The 24,496-nt window shown below is 40.0% G+C and carries 21 protein-coding genes; 7 read left to right on the top strand and 14 right to left on the bottom strand.

Features of this window, described 5'->3' with window-relative positions:
* The first annotated feature begins 562 nt into the window (after window positions 1-562).
* The 5 genes from ASC72_RS16355 to ASC72_RS16335 all read left to right on the top strand — a co-directional run bounded on the left by ASC72_RS16355 (window position 563) and on the right by ASC72_RS16335 (window position 10,558).
* Window positions 563-1,618: a GntR family transcriptional regulator gene (locus tag ASC72_RS16355; RefSeq protein ID WP_056192947.1), complete on the top strand. Its 1,056-nt coding sequence runs from the start codon at window positions 563-565 to the stop codon at window positions 1,616-1,618.
* Between the two features lie 239 nt (window positions 1,619-1,857).
* On the top strand, window positions 1,858-4,659 hold the full coding sequence (locus ASC72_RS16350; RefSeq protein WP_056192944.1) for a glycosyl hydrolase: 2,802 nt from the start codon (window positions 1,858-1,860) through the stop codon (window positions 4,657-4,659).
* A 22-nt stretch (window positions 4,660-4,681) separates the two neighbouring features.
* A complete protein-coding gene (locus ASC72_RS16345; RefSeq protein WP_056192941.1) occupies window positions 4,682-5,800 on the top strand; it encodes a glycoside hydrolase family 88 protein in 1,119 nt (372 codons plus the stop codon).
* Complete coding sequence (locus tag ASC72_RS16340; protein WP_056192938.1) at window positions 5,800-8,766, top strand: sugar-binding domain-containing protein; 2,967 nt, start codon at window positions 5,800-5,802, stop codon at window positions 8,764-8,766. The genes ASC72_RS16345 and ASC72_RS16340 overlap by 1 nt, the downstream gene beginning before the upstream one ends.
* Window positions 8,750-10,558, top strand: a complete 1,809-nt coding sequence (locus ASC72_RS16335) for a prolyl oligopeptidase family serine peptidase (protein WP_056192936.1) — start codon at window positions 8,750-8,752, stop codon at window positions 10,556-10,558. The genes ASC72_RS16340 and ASC72_RS16335 overlap by 17 nt, the downstream gene beginning before the upstream one ends.
* A 388-nt stretch (window positions 10,559-10,946) precedes the next feature.
* Here ASC72_RS16335 and ASC72_RS16330 read toward each other — a convergent pair whose 3' ends face one another.
* The 14 genes from ASC72_RS16330 to ASC72_RS24855 form a co-directional block, all read right to left on the bottom strand.
* Window positions 10,947-11,747, bottom strand: coding sequence for a hypothetical protein (locus ASC72_RS16330; RefSeq protein ID WP_056192933.1), 801 nt, complete (start codon window positions 11,745-11,747; stop codon window positions 10,947-10,949).
* A gap of 27 nt (window positions 11,748-11,774) precedes the next feature.
* Window positions 11,775-12,623, bottom strand: coding sequence for a conjugative transposon protein TraN (gene traN / locus ASC72_RS16325; protein WP_056192928.1), 849 nt, complete (start codon window positions 12,621-12,623; stop codon window positions 11,775-11,777).
* A gap of 16 nt (window positions 12,624-12,639) precedes the next feature.
* Window positions 12,640-13,935: a conjugative transposon protein TraM gene (gene traM, locus ASC72_RS16320; protein ID WP_056193592.1), complete on the bottom strand. Its 1,296-nt coding sequence runs from the start codon at window positions 13,933-13,935 to the stop codon at window positions 12,640-12,642.
* The gene (locus ASC72_RS16315; RefSeq protein WP_056192925.1) at window positions 13,925-14,389 is read right to left on the bottom strand and encodes a hypothetical protein; all 465 of its coding nucleotides are present in this window, start codon (window positions 14,387-14,389) and stop codon (window positions 13,925-13,927) included. The genes traM and ASC72_RS16315 overlap by 11 nt, the downstream gene beginning before the upstream one ends.
* A gap of 6 nt (window positions 14,390-14,395) precedes the next feature.
* Window positions 14,396-15,004 carry a conjugative transposon protein TraK gene (gene traK / locus ASC72_RS16310; protein ID WP_241775733.1) on the bottom strand — a complete coding sequence of 203 codons (609 nt, stop codon included), beginning with the start codon at window positions 15,002-15,004 and terminating at the stop codon, window positions 14,396-14,398.
* A gap of 34 nt (window positions 15,005-15,038) precedes the next feature.
* Entirely contained in the window at window positions 15,039-16,220 is a 1,182-nt protein-coding gene (gene traJ, locus ASC72_RS16305) for a conjugative transposon protein TraJ (protein WP_056192918.1), read from the bottom strand.
* A 4-nt stretch (window positions 16,221-16,224) separates the two neighbouring features.
* The gene (locus ASC72_RS16300) at window positions 16,225-16,860 is read right to left on the bottom strand and encodes a hypothetical protein (protein ID WP_056192915.1); all 636 of its coding nucleotides are present in this window, start codon (window positions 16,858-16,860) and stop codon (window positions 16,225-16,227) included.
* 12 nt (window positions 16,861-16,872) lie between these two features.
* Window positions 16,873-17,487: a hypothetical protein gene (locus ASC72_RS16295; RefSeq protein WP_056192913.1), complete on the bottom strand. Its 615-nt coding sequence runs from the start codon at window positions 17,485-17,487 to the stop codon at window positions 16,873-16,875.
* A 6-nt stretch (window positions 17,488-17,493) separates the two neighbouring features.
* Window positions 17,494-18,183 carry a hypothetical protein gene (locus ASC72_RS16290; protein WP_056192910.1) on the bottom strand — a complete coding sequence of 230 codons (690 nt, stop codon included), beginning with the start codon at window positions 18,181-18,183 and terminating at the stop codon, window positions 17,494-17,496.
* Between the two features lie 13 nt (window positions 18,184-18,196).
* A complete protein-coding gene (locus tag ASC72_RS16285) occupies window positions 18,197-20,665 on the bottom strand; it encodes a TraG family conjugative transposon ATPase (protein WP_056192907.1) in 2,469 nt (822 codons plus the stop codon).
* A gap of 33 nt (window positions 20,666-20,698) precedes the next feature.
* Complete coding sequence (locus ASC72_RS16280) at window positions 20,699-21,001, bottom strand: DUF4133 domain-containing protein (protein WP_371258464.1); 303 nt, start codon at window positions 20,999-21,001, stop codon at window positions 20,699-20,701.
* Window positions 21,002-21,057: 56 nt separating this feature from the next.
* Window positions 21,058-21,393 carry a DUF4134 domain-containing protein gene (locus ASC72_RS16275; RefSeq protein ID WP_056192903.1) on the bottom strand — a complete coding sequence of 112 codons (336 nt, stop codon included), beginning with the start codon at window positions 21,391-21,393 and terminating at the stop codon, window positions 21,058-21,060.
* A gap of 112 nt (window positions 21,394-21,505) precedes the next feature.
* Window positions 21,506-21,979, bottom strand: a complete 474-nt coding sequence (locus ASC72_RS16270) for a hypothetical protein (RefSeq protein WP_056192900.1) — start codon at window positions 21,977-21,979, stop codon at window positions 21,506-21,508.
* Window positions 21,980-22,165: 186 nt separating this feature from the next.
* The gene (locus ASC72_RS24855) at window positions 22,166-22,486 is read right to left on the bottom strand and encodes a hypothetical protein (protein WP_157849288.1); all 321 of its coding nucleotides are present in this window, start codon (window positions 22,484-22,486) and stop codon (window positions 22,166-22,168) included.
* A gap of 139 nt (window positions 22,487-22,625) precedes the next feature.
* Here ASC72_RS24855 and ASC72_RS16265 point away from each other — a divergent pair, with 139 nt between their 5' ends.
* Window positions 22,626-23,204: a Crp/Fnr family transcriptional regulator gene (locus tag ASC72_RS16265; protein ID WP_056192895.1), complete on the top strand. Its 579-nt coding sequence runs from the start codon at window positions 22,626-22,628 to the stop codon at window positions 23,202-23,204.
* An 87-nt stretch (window positions 23,205-23,291) separates the two neighbouring features.
* Window positions 23,292-23,696 (top strand): VOC family protein, encoded by a 405-nt coding sequence (locus ASC72_RS16260; RefSeq protein WP_056192891.1) that lies wholly within the window; start codon window positions 23,292-23,294, stop codon window positions 23,694-23,696.
* The last annotated feature ends 800 nt before the right edge of the window (window positions 23,697-24,496 follow it).

The raw sequence follows: 24,496 nt of genomic DNA, 5'->3' as shown, positions 1-24,496 counted from the left end.
AATTTGGTTAATTAATTAGTTTACCCAAATCTATTTAGAAGAAGATTGCACAGCATCCTGTAGTATCCTGTTAACTCTCAGTATCTTATAAATTATTTTATGCTTATTTTAACTAAAAAAACTATTCAACTTATTGATTTTCAATATTAAACAAAGCATTACTGCAACAACTAATAATATCAAAATAAAAGATCATTTTTTTTTCATATATCATATTTATCTTCTAAAAAAACTGAGAAATAAAAACATTACAAAGACACTTTTAAAATATTTCACCACATTTTGAACCAGCTTCTTCGTCTTTCATCCGTTCTATTAGTCGTTACTTTTTTTGATTTTTTATTAGTTTAAATTTTAACATACAGTACGGGATACTATATAAAGAATTATATAATATATTGCGGCAAATTAATAAGCTTATTTTAAGACTTTAAATACAACTAAATCAAAAAATTAACTATTTTACAGAAATAAATTCAAGATTAATTGCAAATGCTTTGTGGTGTTACAATCCGTCTAAATTTTATTATTTATTGTCGAATTATTACATTTATTATTCAGTATGATCCCAGAGACAGAACACATTATAGTCAATATTAAAGAACATTCAAGTGTTCCTAAATTTATTCAGGTAGCAAACAGTATAGCGGCTGATATCGAATCGGGAATAATAAAAACAGGGCAGCGACTTCCTTCAATTAATGAATTAAGTGATAAAAATTCAATGTCAAGGGATACTGCCGAAAAAGCATACAAAGTTTTACGTGACCGTTACCTCGTTATCTCTGTAAAAGGAGTTGGAAACTTTGTGCGTGATATAAATTCAGATATTAAAACTGATGTTTTCTTTCTTATCAACAAACCCAGTTCTTATAAAATGGAAGTTTATAATGCTTTTGTTGATACCATAGGTCTAAAAGGACGCGTAAACATGTATATTTATTATTGCGATGAGCAGCTCTTCATTAATTCCCTGAAAAAAAATATAAATAATTACAATTACTTTATCATTATGCCTCACTTTATAGGCAAAGGCAAAAGCCATGTTAACTATACTCCAAAGGTGATTAAGGCTATTGAAGCTATTCCAAAAGAAAAATTAGTAATACTTGACAATTCTTATTCTGAAATATCAGGAACTTTTACTGCTATTTATCAGGATTATAAAAAAGATATTGCTCAGGCTCTTGAAGAAGGTGTGGAGAAAGTTAAAAAGTATAAAAAATTCATATTAGTATACCCAAGCAAATCTCTTTTTCCATACCCTAAGGCAGTTTTACAAGGATTTGTACAATTTTGCAAAAAACATCAAATGGATTTTGAAGTTCTTGACGAAATCTATCCTGATCAGGAATTTGATTCCAGTGAAGCTTATATCACCCTTGAGGACAGCGATCTTGTAAATTTAATACAGCAGATCAGGGCAAAAAATTTGACCATGGGTGTTGATGTAGGGGTTATTTCCTATAACGAAACTCCACTCAAAGCCCTTTTAGGGATAACAGTTATTAGTACTGATTTTCAAGCAATGGGAGATCAAGCAGCAAAACTACTCCTTAGCGGTAAAAAAGAATTCATTAAAAATCCCTTCCGATACATAGAGCGGAATTCCTTGTAAAAAATCATTATAGTTTACCTGTAAATTCTATATTTTGCATGTTTAAGACCTGACTTATTTTTTTTAGCATTTCATATCTATTTTACTCAAAAAATAAGAATTAATAATAAAAAATACAAATTTATTATCCATTTTACTTTTTACAAATTCATTTTAAACAGGATGCTACAGGATAGCAATTTTACGAACTACTGCTACTTTTACTTCTAACTAACTGACAACCATTTGAAATGACAATGATGAGATTTAATAAATCAAATTGCTCCCTTATTCTTCTGTTTTTTTATTGCTTTATAAATTCATTTGCTCAGGAAACAACTTCTCCATGGCCAAAATCAACGAATATTAATCAGCCATGGACACGCTGGTGGTGGATGGGAAGTGCTGTAGACAAACCAAACCTAAAAAAGAGCCTTGTAGATTTTCATAAGGCCGGAATTGGTGGCGTAGAAATTACACCAATCTATGGTGTCAAAGGAGAAGAAAGCAATTTCATTGATTATCTCTCTCCAAAATGGCTGGAAATGTTGGATTATACCATTCATATTTCTGACAGTCTCCACATGCAGGTTGATATGGTTTTAGGAACGGGCTGGCCTTATGGAGGTTCGCATGTCACTTTGCCCCATGCCGCTACAAAATTGATTGTCGAGAAATACCAGGTGAAAAAGAATGAAACAATTGATCGAAATATTAAACTGGAAAACAGTAAAGAAAAACAGCCTGCAGAACTGTTATATGTGGTGGCCCATGGAAGCGACGGATCTGTTATTGATCTGACAAATCAATTGAGTAAAAATCTTTCTAAACCAAAGGATAAAGGTATTGACGGAAAATCTGTTTCTATTCCTAATTCATTAGAACCAAATAAATTAAAATGGAAAGCCAAAAAAACAGATTATACCTTATATGCTATTTTTAGTGGTAAAACCGGACAGCAGGTAAAAAGAGCTGCTCCTGGAGGGAGCGGTTTTACATTAGACCATTATTCCGAAGAAGCCTTAAATGAATATGTTGTTCCTTTTAACAATGCTTTTAAAGGACGTGAGGGAAAAATCAGGGCTATTTTTAATGACAGTTATGAAGTTTACGGAACTGATTTTACGCCTAATTTTTTCGAAGAATTTCAAAAACTAAGAGGCTATGATTTAAAAAAACAAATGCCATCATTGTTGAGTGAAACTGATAATGAAATTGGTAACCGAATAAAAAGTGATTACAGACAAACTATTGGCGATTTATTATTGAATAAATTTGACAAACCCTGGACACAATGGGCAAATTCAAAAAACTATAAAACCAAACTTCAGGCACACGGATCTCCCGGGAATTTAATTGATTTATATGCTTCCGCCGATATTCCCGAATGTGAAACTTTTGGTTCTATGCCATTTGACATTCCGGGTTTCAGACGTGAAAAAGAAGATATCCGTGAAGGAGATGCAGATCCGGTAATGCTGAAATTCTCGTCATCTGCAGCTCACATTTCAGGAAAAAACCTTGTTTCTTCTGAAACTTTTACCTGGTTAAGAGAACATTTTAAAACAGCTTTATCACAATGTAAACCAGAAGCAGAAGATTTAATGCTGAATGGCGTCAATCATATTTTTCTTCATGGTTCAACTTATTCGCCAGAAAGAGCAGCCTGGCCGGGATGGAAATTTTATGCATCTGTAAATTTCAATTCCAATAACAGTATTTGGGAGGATGCTCCTGCCCTGTTCTCTTATATTGCAAACTGTCAATCCCTGTTGCAACAGGGAAAATCAGATAATGAAATATTACTTTATTGGCCCATTTTTGATACTTGGGACAAATATCAAAAAGGAACTTTGTTTTTTCAATTCAAAATACATTCTTTATCTGAATGGTTGTATGAAACTTCTTTTTATGATACAACCAAAAGTTTAATAAAAAAAGGATACGGCGTTGACTTTATTTCAGATAATTTTATTGCCCAGGCAAAAGTCGTGAACGGAAAAGTTAGTCTGCCAGGCGGAACTTTCAAATCACTAGTTGTTCCTGAATGCAAAAAAATGCCGCTTGCCACTTTGCAGAAACTCCTTGAGCTGAAGAAAGCGGGTGCGAATATTATATTTGAAGGACTTCCGGAATCTGTTCCCGGTTTTAATGAGTACCAAAAACAGGAACAGGAACTTAAAACACTTTTAACGGCAAACACTGAACTAGTTAAACCAACAACTGATATTTTTACAACATTAGAAAATGCTCAAATATATCCTGAAACACTTGTAAATACAGGTTTAAAATTCATTCGAAGAAATGTTGATGGGGAAAAAATATATTATGTAGTAAATCACACTCCTAAAACAATTGATGAATTTATTCCGATTCAAATTGGTAATAAAGAGGTTGTAATTTTTGATCCGTTAAACAGAAATTATGGGAATGCTATTGTAAAGAAAGACGCCAATACAACACTTGTAAAAATTAAAATAGAACCAGGGCAATCTTATTTTCTAAAAACAGAAAACACGGTTTCTCAAAAGAAATGGAATTACTTCGAACCAACTGCTGCCGCTATTCCGTTAAAAGGAAACTGGAAAATTGCTTTTGATAAAGGCGGTCCAAAATTACCTCCAGTTGCAACAATTTCGAATTTAGAATCCTGGACAAAATTAGGTCCTGAGGCAGAAGCTTTTTCAGGATCTGCAACATACACACTTCAATTTGATAATCCGAATACCAAAACAGAAGCCTGGAGTTTAAATTTGGGAGATGTCCGCGAAAGCGCAAAAGTTTGGCTAAATGATCAGTTTATTGGAACCGCCTGGTCAGTTCCATATAATTTGAATATTGGAAAATTAAAAGCTGGAAAAAATACCTTAAAAGTTCAGGTTACCAATCTTTCTGCCAACCGAATCAGGGACAAGGAACTCAAAGGCGAAGAATGGAAAATTTTCTATGAAATTAATATGGTTGATAAAGATTATAAGAAATTCGACGCCACAAAATGGAGCCCAATGCCTTCAGGGTTACTAGGGCCTGTTACGCTAACACCATTAAAACCAAAAAACTAACTACTAAATAACCAGTACTAAAATGAGAAAATTACTTTTAATCTTCGCTATATGCTTTTTATATACGGCAAATGCACAACAGCCTTTTGATAAAAAACTGGTGCTGAAACAAATGATTTTGGCCAATGATTATTTTATGCAGAAGTGGCCAGAAACCGGCAAAACTATTATTACCAATAAAGAACGTCCGAGTAATATTTGGACACGCGGAGTTTATTATGAAGGACTCATGGCCCTGCACGAAATTTTCCCGAAAGACGCCTATTATGACTATGCTTATTCCTGGTCAGAATTCCATAAATGGGGATTCAATAGTGGTAACACAACCCGCAATGCTGACAATTATTGTGCTGCTCAAACCTATATTGACCTGTACAATTTAGAACCAGATTCTAAAAAACTAAAAAATACAAAAGCCAATATTAATATGCTTTTAAATACAGCTCAATTGGACGATTGGTCGTGGATTGACGCCATCCAAATGGGAATGCCGGTTTTTGCAAAAATGGGAGTACTTGAAAAAGACAATCGTTATTTCGAGAAAATGTACCAGATGTATATGTATTCCAGAAACAAACATGGAGACAACGGACTTTTTAATCCAAAAGATGGCCTGTGGTGGCGGGATGCCGATTTTGATCCTCCATACAAAGAACCAAATGGCGAAGATTGTTACTGGAGCCGTGGTAATGGTTGGGTAATTGGCGCTTTGGCAAAAGTACTTACCATCATTCCTGAAAATGCACCGCACAGAGAACAATATGTAAAGGATCTAAAAGCTATGGCAGCCGCGCTTGTTCCTATTCAAAGACCTGACGGATTCTGGAATGTAAGTTTACATGATCCAACAAACTTTGGCGAGAAGGAAACTTCAGGAACTGCTTTATTCGTTTATGGAATAACCTACGGAATTAATAGTGGAATTTTGAAAAAAGAAGCTTATTTGCCTGTTGTACAAAAAGCATGGAATGCAATTACAACTGAAAGTTTGCATACTAATGGATTTCTCGGCTTTTTACAATCAACCGGAAAAGAGCCTAAAGATGGTCAGCCATTATCATACGATAAAATTCCAGATTTTGAAGATTACGGATTAGGGTGTTTTTTACTTGCCGGTTCAGAAATTTATAAAATGAAATAATGAAAAAAGCGTTATTGTATTTTGTTTTACTTCTTTTTAATTCAGCTTTATTTTCTCAGGAATTTAAGAGAGAAAAATACAATTTTAATGCCGATTGGAAACTAAAAACAGGAGACTCAAAAGATGCAGAATCTCCTTCTTTTAATGATAATTCATGGAAAAAAGTAACGCTTCCTCATGCTTATAATCAGCAGGAAGCTTTTGAAAAAGACATTGAACATCTTACTACGGGAATTGTTTGGTATCGAAAGAAATTTAAACTTCCCAAAGGCATCAAAGATCCTAAAATTTTTCTTGAATTTGAAGGAATTCGTCAAGGGGGAGTGCTTTATTTAAATGGACAAAAAGTTGGTCTTCATGAAAATGGCGTAATGGCCTTTGGCTTTGATATTTCAAATTTGGTAAAACCTTTTCCTCAAGAAAATACAATTGCTCTTAGAATTGATAACGACTGGAAGTACAAGCAGCAAGCCACAGGAGCATCCTATCAATGGAATAACATCAACTTTAATGCTAATTATGGCGGAATTCCAAAAAACGTTTTTCTTCATATTACAGGCAAATTATATCAAACACTTCCGCTCTACTCCAATCTAAAAACTACCGGAGTTTACATCTATCCAACTAATATTGATATTCCGACAGAAAGTGCTGTTATCAATGCTGAAACAGAAGTTCGCAATGAATTTGAAAATTCAAAAACAATTCAATATGATGTTATCATTGAAGATTTAGATGGCAAAAAGATTGCTTCTTTTTCAAGCGAAAAAACGACAATTCTGCCAAACGAGACAAAAATTTTAAAAGCTGCTACTCTGGTTAACCATCTGCACTTCTGGAGCTGGGGTTACGGTTATTTATATACCGTAAAAACGGTTTTAAAAGTCGATGGAAAAATCATTGATGAAGTATCAACCAAAACCGGCTTTAGAAAGACCGCTTTTAAGGAAGGCCAATTTTGGCTGAATGACCGGGCGCTGCAGATAAAAGGATATGCACAAAGAACCAGTAATGAATGGCCTGCAATTGGGATGTCCGTTCCCGCATGGATTAGTGATTTCAGTAACAAATTAATTGTTGAAGGCAATGGGAATTTAGTCCGCTGGATGCATGTCACGCCATGGAAACAAGATGTAGAATCCTGCGACAGAGTTGGATTGTTACAGGCAATGCCAGCTGGTGATGCCGAAAAAGACGCGCAGGGAGATACCTGGAAACAGCGTGTAAACTTGATGCGGGATGCCATTATTTATAATAGAAATAACCCGAGCATTATTTTTTATGAAAGCGGAAATGAATCCATTAGTGAGGCTCATATGCATGAAATGAAAAGTCTCAGAAATACGTATGATCCTTTTGGTGGACGCGCTATTGGCTCTCGCGAGATGCTGGAGAGTCAGGAAGCCGAATATGGCGGAGAGATGCTTTATATTAACAAAAGTGCCAGAAAACCATTGTGGGCAACTGAATATTCAAGAGATGAAGGCTTGCGAAAGTATTGGGATGAATTCTCCCCTCCTTTTCATAAAGAAGGCGATGGACCTTTATATCGTGGAAACCCTGCCAATGATTACAACCATAATCAGGATCATCACGCTATTGAAAATATCATCCGATGGTATGATTATTACCGGGAAAGACCAGGAACGGGGAAAAGAGTGAACTCCGGCGGCGTAAACATCATTTTCTCAGACTCCAATACACACCATCGCGGTGAAGAAAATTACAGAACAAGTGGCGAAGTTGATGCGATGCGAATCCCTAAAGACGGTTATTGGGCGCATCAGGTCATCTGGGATGGCTGGGTTGATGTTGAGAAACATCGTGCCCATATTTTAGGGCATTGGAATTATACTGAGACTGTTACCAAAAACATTTACGTAGTTTCAACAACCTCTAAAGTTGAATTATTTATCAATGGAATCTCTAATGGATTTGGAAAAAGAAGCAATGGATTTCTTTTTACGTTTGAAAATATCAACTGGAAATCAGGAACAATAAAAGCGATTGGTTATGATGAAAACGGAACTGTTTTAAGCCAAGATGTAAAAACAACAACAGGAGAGCCATCAGAGATAAGACTACAATTAAGAACGCAGCCACAGGGGATGCTGGCCGACGGTGCCGATGTTGCTTTAATTGATGTTGAAGTTGTAGATAAAAACGGGAATCGCTGTCCGATCAGCAACAATATGATTGAGTTTTCAATTGAAGGGCCAGCTGCATGGCTGGGCGGAATTGCCCAGGGGCCTAAAAATTATATCCTTTCAAAAGACATTCCAGTAGAAAATGGTATCAATCGTGTTATGATTCAATCTTTGGCGAGGGCCGGAAAAATAAAAATCACAGCCAAATCAGCCGGATTGAAATCATCTGAATTGTCTTTTGAAACAAAACCGGTACTGGTTACAAACGGTCTCTCAGAAACACTTACCCGAACAAGCCTTCCCTCAAATTTACAGCGTGGGCCAACTCCTAAAACCCCCTCTTACACACAAAAAAGGATTCCGGTATCTATTCTAAATGCTGTTTCTGTGGCAAATAATGCTGAAACCTACAAAAGTTATGACGACAACGAGCTAACTGAATGGAAAAATGACGGGAATATTAATACAGGAACTATAACTTATACACTTTCAAAACCTTCAATCGTAAATGAAATTGTAGTTAAATTAACAGGCTGGAGAACTAAAATATATCCTATTCGAATTTTGGCCGATGGAAAAGAAGTTTTTAAAGGAAATACCACACAAAGTTTGGGATATATAACAATTCCCTTAGAACCCGTGTTGGCTGAAAAAATCACTATTGAACTCATTGGCGCCAACACAGAAAAAGATGGTTTTTCTAAAATTGTTGAAGTAGATCCAACAAAAGAATTAGATTTATATAAGGATAAAACAGCAGTAGGTGCAACAGGTCAATTACGCATTGTTGAAATAGAGTTTTATGAAAAAATCAATTAATTTAAACGTAGTTAAAGTACTATTCGTTCTTGCCTCTTTAGGAATAAACTTTTCCGTTTTTTCGCAAAATAAAGAAATTCCATTATGGGATAAAGTTCCCGATGAAATTATATCCAAGGAGTATTCAGAGAAAATCGTGACCGATAAAAACGGGATTGCAGAAGATGTTCGAAAAGTCACCAAACCTACCCTTACAGCTTATTTTGCTGATCCGCAAAAATCTAATGGAACAGCTGTCGTCATTTGTCCTGGAGGCGGTTATGGCATGCTGGCTATCAATAAAGAAGGATTTAAAGTTGCACAATGGCTTAATGGTCTGGGCATAAATGCTTTTGTTCTCAAATATAGATTGCCCAGTGATCTAATTATGAAAAATAAAACTGTTGGTCCATTGCAGGATGCGCAGCAAGCTGTGAGACTGGTTCGTCGAAATGCCGTTAAATGGAAATTGAATCCGAACAAAATTGGCATTATGGGGTTCTCCGCTGGTGGTCATTTGGCTTCCACTTTATCTACACATTACAATGATAAAATTTATGTTCCCCAAGACACTACGAGCGCCAGACCAAACTTTTCCATTTTAATTTATCCGGTTATCTCCATGCAACAGGGCATTACCCATCAGGGATCTAAGGATAATTTATTAGGCCAAAATGCTGGCACTGAAACAGCGGATCAATATTCAAATGAAAAACAGGTAAATGCCGGCACACCAAAAACATTCTTAGTTCATGCCACAGATGACAAGGCAGTCCCGGTTGAAAACAGCATTAATTATTATCTGGCTTTGAAAAAAGAAAAAGTTGCTGCCGAGATGCATTTGTATGAAAACGGGGGCCATGGTTTTGGTTTGGGCGTGGAAGGAACAAATGCATCCTGGCCCAAAACCTGTGAAAAATGGTTAGCCGCCAATAGTTTAATGCTACAACCAGAGGCTTATGTATTTACTTATTTTAAAGGAAACGGTGAGGATGGCCTGCATTTGGCCTACAGCGAAGATGGATATACATGGACGGCTTTAAAAAATGACACTTCGTTTTTAACCCCGGAAGTTGGAAAAGATAAACTCATGCGGGATCCTTGCGTTATAAAAGGCCCAGACGGATTGTATCATATGGTCTGGACCGTCAGCTGGACCGATAAAGGGATTGGATACGCGTCATCCAAAGATTTAATTCACTGGTCAAAACAGGAATTTATCCCTGTAATGGCATCCGAGGAAAAAACAAGAAATACATGGGCTCCTGAAATTACCTATGATGAAAAATCAAAAAAATACATGATCTATTGGGCCTCTACAATAGATGGGAAATTTTCGCAAACAAAATCAGCGGAAGAAAAAGGCTACAATCACAGAATTTACTATACCAGAACCAAAGATTTTAAGAAATTCTCGAAAACTAAATTACTGTATGAACCCGGATTTAATGTAATAGATGCGTCGATTGTAAAACAAGATCAGGGGTTTGTAATGTATTTAAAAGATGAAACCCGAAATCCGGTTCAGAAAAATATTAAAATAGCCGTTGGCAAAAAACTAAAAGGTCCCTATAGTGCAGCGAGCGATGCCATTACCGGAAACTATTGGGCAGAGGGCCCAACTGCCGTTAAAATAGACAATAACTGGACTGTTTATTTTGATAAGTACACCCAAAAGAAATATGGGGCAGTCAAAGAAACACCCCAGGGTTGGGAAGATATTTCAGCACAAATTAGCTTTCCGCCAGGCGCGCGTCATGGTACGGTTATAAAAGTTTCCAGCCAGGAATTAAGCGTTTTAAAAAAACAGTAGAAAAAAACCGGGATCAACCCCCTTATCCCGGTTTTGAAAAAAAAGCGCATAACATTCCAGTACAACTCCTTTCTTTTGATACAGTGTCCCTGCGTGTGAGGGCTTTTTTTAATCTGCCAAGAAATAAATACAGCTGGGCTTGTTATGCTTGTAGGAAGGTTCATACCTTAAATAACCATAATCACTAAGCTCTTTTATGCACCTAAAATAAGTAGTTTCGGATATTTTGGCCATGGACGCAATCTGATAGCTAAAGACCTTAATGGGATTTATAAAACCGCCGCAAAGGCTATATTGCAGCAGTGAGGCAAAAATCCCCAAATGGGTGTTGCTGATTCTCTGATCCCTCTCCACGGCGGCAAAGAATTCCAAAAAAACCTTGAAATTATCAGAGTTTATTGGACCTGTTATTTGTTCTTGCTTTAGCTTGCTTGGGCTTTTCAGGCTGGTTTCTATCCTCATGGAGGGCTTTTTTTTTTGACTCCCCCACTACATCATATTCTACATCGAGCTGTTTTATATCCTTAAATTGCCTGTTGTCCCTTTTCTTGAAATCGCTATCGTAAATTTCGATGGTCTTGAACTGGGGACTGGCCATGATATAAAACCGATCCTCTTTGCCGTCTTTTAAAAAAACAACGCTCTGCAGGTTTCCTTTTTTCAGCGAGCGCAAAAGGTTCTCGCTCAGGGTTTCATTCTGCAGCTCTTTTATTGGGTATTTGGCCAGGGTGCCCTGCAGGTTGTAGCCATAATTCTCATGGTAGAGCTGCAGCTTGAAATTCCCGCGCTCATCGGTTTGTTTAAAATCCATCTGCACCCAACCGTTAAAGCTGTGGCCCTCGCGGGTATGCAGGTCTTTGTTGATGGCTCTGCCCATCAAGAGGTTCTGGGCCTCCTTTAGGGTGATATTGCCCGATTTTCCGATATAAAACGTATGGGTCAGACTATCGGATATGTTTTCTTTCTGCATCTCTACTTTATAGGAATTAAAAAAATACATATCCGAATCCTTGGCCTTATTAAAGGTAAGGGTAGCCCTGGCCACACGATCCTCGGGGTAAGTCTCATGGTAAAGGGTAAAGCTTGGGGCCCCTTGCTTTAATTTCTCTTTTAATTCTAATTCTAGTGCCTCACCAAATCCGGTGTAGAGCAACTGATCGCGCAGATACTGGAAATTATTCTCGTTCATGACATTTAATTTTAAATTAGTACTTGTTTATAAACCACTGAGCACTTGCAGCTCCATGAGGTCGCTATTTTTAATATGAAGGCCGATTTGCCTTTCTCCACCGCGCTCCAAAAGCTCAATGGTCAGGTATTTCTTCTCGGGAATGGTAAATTTGGGCAGGGCAAAAACCACAGTTACCTCTGACACGTCGGGTATTTTAGATACTTTGGTGCTCGCAAATAAGGGCGTGATCTCGATTTCCTGAGAGGCCGTTCGCCTGGATTTTTTCTGATCGCATATAAAGAAACGCAACTGGTCGATATCATAGTTAATCGGGGATGCATTGCCAAGGACTATCCTGTAATACAAAACATCCTGATGGATAAAAAGCCCGCTCACTTCAAGTTTAATATCAAACTTTCGGGTCTTCAGCCCTTTTATTGTGGCCTTTTTTGAAAGGGCCAAAAGCGCGTACTGCTCGAGCTGTTTTTGATTTTCATTCTCTGCTGAAAATAAAATTTCCTGATTCAGGGTCATGCTGCCCTCCATAACCAGGTTCAGGTCAGGTGACAGCTCGTCATAACAGAGAATAAACCCAAAAAGTTTTCCCTCGGCGGTCACCACCGTGAGGTTGGTTTCTTTGAAATTTTCCCTGGCAGCCTTTACAAGCAAAATATTCTCCACCGCTTTTGCTTTTTGCACCAAAACCTCCTGGCTTCCCTTATCGACGCTCTTGATCGGATATTCAAATACAATGCTGGTGGTTTTCAAATAAGCCACCTGCACCCTTTTGTACTGGCCGTCATAACCGGACCCGGGAGTCTCGCCCAGTTGTGCCCAGAGGGGAAAAACCGCACAGAATATAAAAGCCCAAAACCATAACTTACTGTTTTTCATAGCTGTTATTTTTAAATTATTTCAAACTGTTTTCTTTGGCATCATAAAGCAGTAACCGATAGCCGGCCTTGACCACAACCTTTACAAGTTTTACCTTTTTACTCATAAGGCTCTTGGCAGCCTCTATGCCCATCCCGGCAGCCTGCGCTCCCCAGGAATCATCCAGGCCTGCCACTCCAACGGTTTGAATGGACCTCTCGGCCGATGCTTTGGCCACATCCCTGCTAATAGTCCCGGGGATATAAATGCCGCTTATCCCATCGGTATCATAGACCAGCAGGTCCACGGGGAAAATGGAATTTTGGTACTGTATGTGCTCTATCTTAACCTCCAGGCGTTCGGCTTTCAGCGCCGCAATTCCAAATAAAAAGGTATTCTTTGGAATCACAACTCCATTGATCATAACATCTGAGCTTAGCCTTAGTTTAACCGTGGATCCGTTCACCAGGGTCTGTGTCTGGTGCACTACGGCTTGCAGCGCATTTTGGGCTTTCTCTGGCAGAGAATCCTGCTCGGTGGAAAAAAATGCATTCCGTTGCACTGCTTCTTTGAGATTTGCGATCTGGTTTTGCCCAGCCTTTTGCAGCGAGGAGATATTCTCAGGACTCTTTCTCTTCTGTAGGGGAAATACTTTTCCCCTTTGCTGCTCTGAGGCTTGTTTTAGCCGTTGCTCTACCCTTCCTGGGTGCTGGATATCCAAAATGTTCTCCAGCATGCCCCCGAGCTCCTTAAGCTCGGGATCAGGCGCTGCAGGGGCACTCATCCTGGACATTAGCTGCTCTAGGTTTTGCATCTCGGAGGCCTGCTGCACGGAGGATCCATAATTGGTAAACTCGCGCATGTCCTGCTCTGGATCCATTTTAAAAGATGGGGTGCTGATTGTTTTTTCAAGCAATCTGAGTTTTTGATACACCTTCTCTTCATTGCTCCTTGCATTGATACCCTCCAGAGCTGTTTTTCCATAAGGTTGCTCAAATGCCTGGTTGGTTCCTTGCCAAAAAACAGCGTCCTCAGCGCTACCGGGCTGGGCATAATTGGGATCCTTTTTGATTTGCTCGGCCAGTTTCACAGAGTCCAGGGCTGCCCGATCGTAATAGCTCATCTTGCTAAGGGCTGAGTCTTCTGTGAAACTGGGGCTGGGAAGCTCCAGGTTGAATCCCTTTTTGTGCTGCATCTTCTCGCCTGCCTGCTGGTCTTTTTCCCCTTTAAGGCTCCAGAATAACATGGTGAGAAAAGGCAGCACCAGAAAAGGTAAAACCAACAGCATTTTACGCTTTTTTAATTCTTTTAAAGATTTTATATTATTTTCCATCATTGTACTCTTTATCATTAGACCTGTAATAATTCTCGATATAAACAAGGCTGTCCAAAAGCCCCGGACGCCATACCCTCAGGCTATCATAAAAGGCTCTTTCTGAGGAATCTTCCCTTTGCAGATACATTTTAAAATCCATCGTTGCCTTGTATTTTCCCCCCGAAACTGCAAAGGGCTGCAAAACGCTGTCTTTTCCTTGTGGCCCTGTGAGCACTTTAGCCTTCGAGGGGATCCTGATATTTTCAGGGGTATGGTTCTTAAAGCTGTTATAAACAATCAAAAGGTTCAGACTACTGCCAAGAAGCACAAATCCCGCCAGCAGAAAAATCATATCTCTTTTGCAGAGCCCCATGGTCAGCCCGCTCATTTCCCTGGCCCACCTATCGCGCATTTGCCCATAATAGTTAGCCAGCACAGCAATCATCTCTGTTTTGTTTAGTGAGGTTTTCATTTCTTTTTATTTTCGATTCTCTGTACTTAAATCCTTATTTTCCAGCGTAATCCAACGCTCGATGAGAAACCCGTGGGGATTGTTATCGCTTCTTGAGACCGAACGGAGCATGCCGCGGGTCAAAAGGCTTCTCCTGACAATACTGGTGCTTCGTATAATCTTTTGGGTGGCAAAACAGCTAAAGCCATAAGGATACTGCCCGGTATCAATTTGTATACTGTCAATTTGAATCCTCTGGCTGATATTGCCTGAAATGACCGAGCTGTAATACCCGCTTTCTTTCAGGTCGTCATAAATTCTCTTGGCGCTCTGATCGGCCAGGTACAAGGCCCGGGCCAGATTCTCTTTTATCACTTTCTCATCAGGGTCCAGGGTAAAGAAATACTGATGAAAAGTCTTTACATGGTCCTTTGCCTCCACCGCAATATTGTCTTTCCTCTCCGATAAATAGGCTTCAAGCACCTTTCCCTGAGCCAAGATGTAAACCCTGTCCTGCATGCGGGTCAGGGCCTGGTAACTCTTGAAGAGGGTAAAGCAGCAAATGATCACACAGCCGGCTATAACCAGCATGGTAAATCCCCTTACATAGCGAAAGGCCGTATCAATATTTTTCATTTTGGTAAACATCAGTGTTACTTTTTAATTGCTTTTACGAATTTCCCTTGAGCCGCTCTCCCATATAATTCCCTTTGTGTTGAAAATGGGGAGCATTTGAAGAAGAGGCTATATGCTGAGAGGTCCCAGCGGGATTATTTCCCATACCATCCCCTCTAACCGTTATGGAGCTTACCGAGGAGGCCGTACTGGCAAAAAAGTTGGTTACCTGTTGTCCCAGGGCGTCTCCTCCCCCGGCATGGACTATATAATTGGCCACAGAGGGAACCGTTACATAGCCAATAATGCCAATGATCATAAAAATCAGGTACCCCATATCGGTATCACTAAAAAAGGTATCACCGCTTTGGTTTACCTGAACGATATCGAGCTTTAGCATCTGCTGCTGGATCTTGCCGATTATCGCTCCAAAAATATTGGCCACCGGCAGCCAGAGGTAAATATTGATATACCGCGCCAGCCAAGCGCTGAGCGTATGCTGGAAACCATCGAAAACCGCAAGGCCAAACACCAGCGGGCCCAAAACCGACAGTACCACGAGCTGGAAAGTCCTCAGGGTATCGATACAAAGGGAAGCCGCCTCAAAAAGCACCCGCAGAACCTCGCTCATCCACTGCTTGACAGAATTTTTAAAATTATAAGAGGCTTTCTCCATGGCAAACTTGACATCGTTTCCAATTCCCTCGAGTACTCCCTCGGCGCGTGGATCAGCCTGATCGTGCGTGTATTTGTACCACTGATCGCGATCCCCCATCCCGGTGGCTCCCACATACATCTTCCAGGGATCGGTTTTCCTGATGGCTTTTTCCTTTTCTTGCAATAGCACTTCAATGGCCTTGTTGGACCCTTCGACCATGGCCGCGGTAGCGGTAACCGTTGGTTTTAGAATCCCATTGATCAGGGCCAGCACTGATGGAAAAATCATGATACAGAATCCCAGGACAAAGGGCCTGAAAAGAGGATAAAAATCAATGGGCTCAGCCTTGGCGATATGGCGCCAAACCCGAAAGGCGATATACCATAGCGCCCCAAAGCCCGCTATGGACTGCCCTACGGCCAAAAGGTTTTGGCAAAGCGGCATCATCTCCTCATAGAGCTGCTCGAGGATTAGCTGCAGCCCTTTTGTATCGGTTCGCGGGTTTTGCCCCTGGCCCGCCAGGGACCAGGGCAAGGCGGCAATTGTAAAGACAATCCCGGTTTTAAATTTCAAATGCATCTGGCTAGTTTTTTAATTCATGAAGTGCCCTTCCCTTCTCCACATCATTTGTTTCTTTGGATCGCTGCAGGGCCAGCATATTGGACTGGTCATTAAAGTTTTGAAGAAATAAAACCTTGTCCTGCATGTCTGCATAAATCCGGTCAATGGCAGCCAGCCTCTCATCATCGGACATCCGGAGCCTGTCTGCCGTTACAATCAGGGTAAGTTCATCCAGGTTTGCAAGGCTCTGCTTTAGCAAATTTCCATAGACCCGCTCTAAATACCCGAGCTCTTTTTGGGTAAAACGATTGCTCTTGGCAAAACCATCCAGCGCCGTTTTGCTCTCCCGTACCAAAAGGATCTGCAGACTGATAATATCCCCAACCCTTTTGTAATTCCTCACCACAGGGCTCACCTGCAAAAGGGCATCCAAAAAGGCCTTATGTAGGCTAAAGTTTCCCTCAGCCATATCCTTGACCGTTTTGTATCCGCCCGATAAAATCTGGTAGCCTTTTTTCATATCGCTGAGAATTTGCCTGAACTGGGTGAGCTTTTCAATATTGAGAATCAGCTGTTGTATTTCCTGGCCCTGGCCTCTAATCGGAACCGGGATCAAGCTGAGAAGAATGATAACTGTTAAAATCAATGTCTTTTTCATGAGCACTTGTTTTTATAATCCTTGCAAAACCCTTTGGTATTGTATTTCTTTTTTCTCCCTGTCCTTTGAAAGAGAAAGCCCTAGCGCCTGAGAGGTGAAACTCTCACAAAAAGTATAATCCTGTAACATGGTCTCATACAGGGCGTCAATTCGCTCCAGGCGCTGATCATCTGTCATCACCATTGTGGTGTCTGTCGTTACAAGTACGAGTTCATCCAGGGTCCTGTTGCAATTCTCAAAGAGTCTTGCAAAGCAGCGTTCGATATAATCCAGCTCACTGCCATGAAACAGATCATCGCCTTTAAGCCCTTTGATGGTCTTATTGGCTATTTTGATAATTTTAAGCTGCAGCCAAACAATCCGGACCACTTTTGAATAGTTCCTGATCCGGGGATTAACCTTTTTCAAAGAATTAAAATAATCCCCATGAAGCTTTACCTCCCCTTTTTTAAGGTCTCCTATCAAATGAAGTCCCCCTCTCACCACATTATACCCTTTCTGGGCATAGCCCATATAGACCTTTAAAGCCGCAATCTGCAGCAGCATTTCCCGTCGCCACTTTCCCTGGGCGCTCAGATTCTGGCTGCCTATAAAAAGCAATACCAGTACTAGAACTAACTTTTTCATGATCTTTTACTTAATTCCATAAAATTCCCTGACTTTCTTCACATCATGGCTTGTCTTGGCCCTTTGAAGGCTAAGGAGCATATTTTGCTTATTGAAAAGTATCAGGTCGTCATAATTGGCCTGGATCTGGTCGGCTGCCGTATTAATAATTTCGAGCCTTTTAAGATCGCTCATCTGGGTGGTAAAAGAATCCAGCACTAAAAAAATCTGATCTATATTCTTTATACTTTCCTGCAGCATGCCCTCATACATGCCTTGCATATAGGCTAGTTCCGCGGCGCTAAAATGAGTGTCCTGCCGCAAAAGGTTCCAGGTGCTTTCGTATTGCTGGATCAACCGGGTTTGCAGGCGGGTTATTTCTTTGATGCGCTGGTAATAGGTAATCGCGGATTTGACCCGTGCAAGCTCCTCATAGTACCCCTTATAGAGATCCCGCTGCTTTTTGGTCCACTGCGATATCTCCTCGAGTTTTAATTTGGAGAGTGCATTTTCGATTTGTTTCTGGGCATTCTGAAGCCAGATGGTCTTGTTTTGCAGGCGCTGGATCCGAAGATCAATAGCCTTGATCACCTTTTTGGTCACCGCCTTTACAATCTCCAGTATTGGAAGGGCTACTATATTTTCAGCAGGCCTTGCCGGTGTACCGACTAAAAATAGGCACAGCACACAAGTGATGAGTTTGATCCTTGCTTTCATTTTTCCTTTTCATTTAAATTCCATTTCTTATATCCTGGGCCAATGCCGCAATTCCCTTTTTAATGTCTCCATCAAATTTCTTAGCATGCGCATTTACTTTTACCTTCTCGCTCTCCTCGGTGGTATAGGCCAGATACTCTTCGAAAGACACTTCGGTCCTGTAAACTTTTGAGTACATTCCACCCAGGGAAATAAAAACCTCCTTGTATTTTTTTGAAGGGTCGTTGGCCTTGTTCACCGAGAGTACCAGGGCCTTTTCCTTCTCGGTGAGCCCCAGAAGTTCTTGTATCTGGTCAAACTTGTTCTGGTACTTGCTCTGATCCAGCAGGATCTTGCAGTCGCTGTTGTTGATAATGGCCTGCTTGACTACCGGTGAGGAAATAATATCCTCCACCTCCTGGGTGACTACTATAGCTTCTCCAAAAAACTTCCGCACAGTCTTAAAAAGGTACTTGATATATTCGGCCATACCCTCCTTGGCAATGGCCTTCCAGGCCTCTTCAATGAGGATCATTTTTCGGATGCCCTTGAGCTTTCGCATCTTGCTGATAAAGACCTCCATAATGATGATGGTCACCACCGGAAACAATATAGGATGGTCCTTGATGTTATCGAGTTCAAAGACAATAAACCGCTCTTTTAAAAGCTCGAGATTCTCTCTGGCATTCAAAAGATAATCAAACTCACCTCCCTTATAATACGGGCGCAATACATAGAGAAAATTATTCACATCAAAATCTTTCTCCTTTACCTTATCGTTTTGTAAAATACTGATAAAATCTTCCTTCAAAAACTCATAGAAACTGTCAAAACAGGGAAATATACTCTCATTGCCTTGCAGTTTCTCATAATAGAACTGCAGTGCATTGGAGAGGGCCACGTATTCGCTTCGGTTAAAGGTTTCATCATCTTTTTTCCACAGTGCCAGAAGCAGTGTTTTAATGCTTTCTTTTTTCTCGGTATCCAAGCTGTCGCCTCCCCCGATATAAAAAGGATTGAACCTTATGGGATTCTTCTCGTCATAGGTAAAATAATAGCCGCCCACCATATCACAAAGCCCTTTATAGCTGTGCCCCACATCCACCAGGACAATATGGGTCCCTTGCTCGTAATAGCTCCTTACCATATGATTGGTAAAAAAGGATTTCCCGCTTCCCGAGGGTCCCAGTATAAATTTATTTCTGTTGGTACACAGGCCCATCTTCACCGGCTCATCGCTGATATCCACATGCACGGGTTTACCTGTAAGCCTATCCCCCAATCGTATTCCTACAGGGCTTAAAGAGGACCGGTACGCTGTTTCCATATTCAGGAAACACACCGCCTGCTCGGTGAAGGTGTCAAAGGTGTCATTCATGGGAAAATCCGCGGCATTGCCGGGTATTCCCGCCCAATAGATTTGCGGTGCCCCAACGGTTTCCTGTTTGGCCGCGGCATCCATCTGGGCAAGGGCCGAGCAGACCTTGTTTTTAATCTCCTTTAGCTCTTCTTTATCATGGCTCCAGGCCAGCACATTAAAATGCGCTTTGACAGGGAGTCTTTGCTGGGCAATAGCTTCATTTAAAAAATCATTGGTGGCATCACGCGCTATCATATTCTCCCGGCTGTAGGCGGACAAGGACTGCAGGCGCAGCCTTTTGCTCTCGATTCTCTGAAGGGTCTTTTGGGCATCTTCAATAAACAGGTACTGATTGTAGATATGATTGCACGATAAAAGCTGTCCCAGGGTTGAGGCAAAGCCCACACTGAATTTGGTTCTGTCTGTAGAGTACCTGTCATAATTGATCCGCGAGCCGCATAAGGCCGGCAGATCTGCCGCGTCCCCAAGGGTAAAGAGCTGACAATGCTTGTCGCCCACCTGAAGCCCGGCATCGAATTTGACATCCTGGTATACAAACGAATTCTCATCTTCGGATAAAAAACAGTATCGCTCAATGAGTCCCTTTCTTAGGCTCTGGCTACCGAGCTGCACATCTGTCAGGCGGCTGAGCTTTACAAAGCCGCTGTCTTCCAGGATTCTTTTAAACTGCCCTGCGGAGTCTATAAAATCCTGCAACAGGGAAACTTTCAAAGTCTGCTCCGGTACGATGGAACTCCTAATGAGGCTTGAGAATAAAGAGCTTGAGTTTTTTCTCCCCTGTGGCTTTTTGGTGAGCATAATATAGCAGGAGTGATCCAAAAATGGCCGCTCGTTAAAGAACCGCTCGCTGCTTTGGCCCAGAAAACTGCTGTCCTGGCTTGCAAAATTGGCCTTATAGCTGCTTTGCAAAAACCAGTCCTGCTTGTGAAAAATACAAAACTTGGGCAATATTTTAATGGCTTTGATCCATGACTGATGAAAGGCTTCATATTCCTGGTCCGAGAGCGTAAAGATTTCGGGCAGTTCTGCCTTAAAGACAAGGGTTATATCGCCCTGCCGCGATAAAATACAATCGTGCTCAATGGACATAATAGGTAAAATATCCTCGATGCGTTTCTCCATGATCCTCTTCTCTTAACATTTAACGCCCTATAACTATCTTATCATAAAAACTCCCCTGCTGTACACTTTAATGCATTTTGGAATTTGTTTTCTTGCCAGAGCCTTCATAAGGCCATACTGCCCATACTGATGGCTCATCTTATAAATTTTGAAAACCGTAAAGGCGCCTGTGGTGGCAATAAATCCCACACAAAAAAGCGATGGCACACCCATAATGTATAAAGCGGCAAATACAATGAGCAAGCCCACAACGGCTCCTCCCAGATACCCGATATATTGAGCTTTTAACCCTTGGAACTGGATGCTCTGATTAATTCCCTTATTGATTTGATACACACTGTTGCTCATTTTGGCTATGCGTTAACGTTTTTTTTTCAGTGCCTGCTAAAATCTTAGACTCCAAAGAAAGATTTGATTACCGTGGCCACCACCACTAAAAACACGCAGCTTCCAAACCAGGCAGCGGCCACTTTACCTGTATCGGGATCACCGGCATTCCATTTCTGATAGACCTTCACGGCCCCTATAAGTCCCAGCAGTGCCCCAACCGCATACATAAGCTCGGTGCCGGCATCGAAATAGCTCCTGACTTTTTGGTTGGCCTCATTAATTCCAGCCACGCCATCCTGGGCCATGGCCTTGAAATGAAAGGCCAGCAATAACAGAAAAATACAGATCGTCTGTTTTTTAATTTGGATCCTTTTGAAATTGCAGTTATATTTTTTCATCTTACATCGTTTTTAAGATTGATTATTAAAAAAATAAAAAAGAGGAATATTCGCCGTTGCACACTCTGTTTCCCGTCACCCTAAAGCCATACCGCAGCAGAGAGAACAGGGATTATCCCTCCTCTTTTATTGATTGAGAATCTTCCTGCCAGAGCCTATCCACCTCGGCATAGGTTAAATTCAGCCGGGGACACTCCTGGCATAAAGAGACCGTAAGATCATTGATTTTTGCCCGAAGGGCAGACATTCTGATATAAGGATATTGCTCTAAAATGAATTTGATGTAGTTTTTAAATTCATCCCTGCTTCTGGATTGCTGATCACTCTCTGCAAAAGCATTCTCTAATTGGTGGAATAATTCCCGGGCATTGTCCAGAGTTTCAAAAGGCTCCTTAAACTCGGAAAACAAAGTATCCTTTTGGGCAGCTGTATTTTGATTTTCCCCAGGGAAACGCAGCTTTCGCCTACCACTAAAAATATCGGCCACCTCATTGGAATAAAACCGGAATACCAGACTGCTATACCAGAGAAGAAGCAGTATTAAAATTGCTAGGGCGTAGTGGCTCCAGGTAATATTTGTAAACATCGCACTTTCATTTATCGTTCAACATTGCAGTTCTACTGTAAATAAATCATTATCCATACTGGCAATGATTTATTTACATTTCAAAGGAACAATAAGAAATGTTTGTCTACAAGTACAATTTTTGGCTGTCCCTTTTTGTGCCTCATAGACCCAAATTAAAAGTATTGTAGAGGTTATGGCCACAAATTACAGGGTCACAGCTATTGCTGCACAGCTAAAAAGATTTGGTATATTATTCTTATATTCGCTTAAAAAAAGCTTATTAAGTGCACAAATCAATAAATGTTTTAGAGAAAGTTGGAATGTTGCCAGAAGCGCACACAAGAAAATTATTACCACTAAAATCAGGTTGGTCTGATAATTACGGTTGCGCAATTTTATCAACAGATTAAGAAAACGAATAAAAAAAGTAGAAATAAAAATCAACATTTCGTTCCAAATGACCGATCGCACAACAGCTACTGCACGGATTTGAGCAATAGGCTTAATGGAAAGCTGGTTTTGCATTTGGGTAGATTTACTTCGTCTGTGCGCTTCACTTGAGCGGTAAATTCGAAGATGGGCTTAATTTAGTCCCAAACCCGCTTTACTACAGAACGTTAGCGGTAATTGTAACAGAGACAACATCGAATAAATTTATAGTTAAATGAACAGCGAAATCTTCTTTCAAAAAGTAAATGAATATACCAACTTAACAAGCGAAGCAAAGCAAGAGTGGCTCGGTTTATTAAAGAAAAAGAAATACCTAAAAGGTGACTATTTTATTTCATTTGGACAAATACCTAAAAAAGTAGCCTTTGTAGAGAACGGATTATTTTCCCAATGTTTTATTACAGAGGCGGGAAATACGACAATAAAATACTTTTTTGCCGAAGGACGTATCCTTGGCTCAATTCCAGCGACTTTAACCAAAACAGAAAGTTTATTTTCAATTGTAGCATTAGAAAACGCAACGGTACTTGAGTATGACTTCCATGAGTTTAAAAAACTGGTTTTAAAATACCCAGATGTTGCTGAGTTTTATATTAACTATATGGAACGACATTGGATAATTGAAAAAGAGCCTTTTGAAGTTGCTATGAAAAATGAAACGGCGGCAATCCAATACAGCAACTTTCTTAAGAAATATCCAGACTTAGTTAATCGATTGAAAAAACACCACATAGCCTCTTATCTTGGTATTACACCAACTCAATTAAGCAGAATTTTTGCTTACCATAAATAATTTTTTACTTATTTCAACATATGTAAATGTTTTGTACTGCAAACTGTTTCATCTTTGTCTTATTATTAACAATTTAAAAATAAAAAAATGAAGCAGGTATTTATCAACTTAGCAGTAAAAGACATTGAAAAATCAATGAACTTTTATACACAATTGGGTTTTACCAACAATCCTCAATTTTCAGACGACACAGCCAAATGTATGGTTTGGAGTGAAAACATTTTTGTAATGATAATGACACATGAAAAGTTTAAAACTTTTGCGACCAAACCATTGGCAGACACAAAGTCAAATTTAGCAGGGCTTTTCTCTTTGTCTATGGACAGTGTTGACGAAGTGAATAATTTAGTAACTAATGGACTTAAAGCAGGGGGTATAGAACCAAACGAATTGAGAGATTATGGGTTTATGCAACAACGAACAATTGAAGATTTAGATGGGCACACCTGGGAAGTTTTCTTTATGGACATGACTAAATTCCCAACAGAATAAACTAGCAGAATAATACAATGAACCGTTAACGCCGGCTTGGCGAGATGGCGGCACGATGTATCTATGAAACAATTGTTAAAGGTTCAATATTAGGAGTTCTATTGAACTTTAGAACTAAAATCCACCGTAAGGAGAATCTGATGACTTGATTAATAATTGTTTAGATTTGATATCACACAATTGGTGGCATCAACCACTTATCCCCCAAGCCATAAATAGTATTGTGGAAAAAACTATTAAAAGTAATTTCTATTTCTAATTCATACATATGTCCTTTAAAGAAATTGTTAAAATTGGATAACTCATCAAGATGCTGAACTTCTTTATCTTGACAAAGAAAATTTATATTTCAATGATAACGGGCGAGCAGAAGATTTCCTAACTTTGCTTGAAGTTGCATAAAATAATACCCAGGTCTAATTATAGATGTGGATATGAGAGCATGTAGATTGAATTATACTTAACCGTTAGCGGTCATTGCTGAGCAACCCGAGCCGACTTTGGGCAAACAGATTTAAAATAATATAAATAGAAAAACGGTTAAAAAATGGAATTCTCACCTTTCAATAATGTTGTGAAACTTTGTATTCAGGGAATGGAAATGGAAGAAAAAGGCAAAGCAGGAGAAGCAAGAAAACTATTCCTCCAAAGCTGGGACGAAGCGACAAATGACTTTGAAAGATTTCTTGCAGCACATTATATAGCCCGACATCAAAAAACCGTTTCCGACATGTTAAATTGGCTTGAAACTGCTTTGCAGTTTGCCTTAAAGATTGATGATGAATCGGTTAAAAGTGCTT

This window comes from Flavobacterium sp. Root420 (assembly GCF_001427905.1).
Taxonomy (GTDB): Bacteria; Bacteroidota; Bacteroidia; order Flavobacteriales; family Flavobacteriaceae; genus Flavobacterium.
Note: the sequence above shows the minus strand (reverse complement) of the source record. Positions and strands in the feature narration are given on the sequence as shown.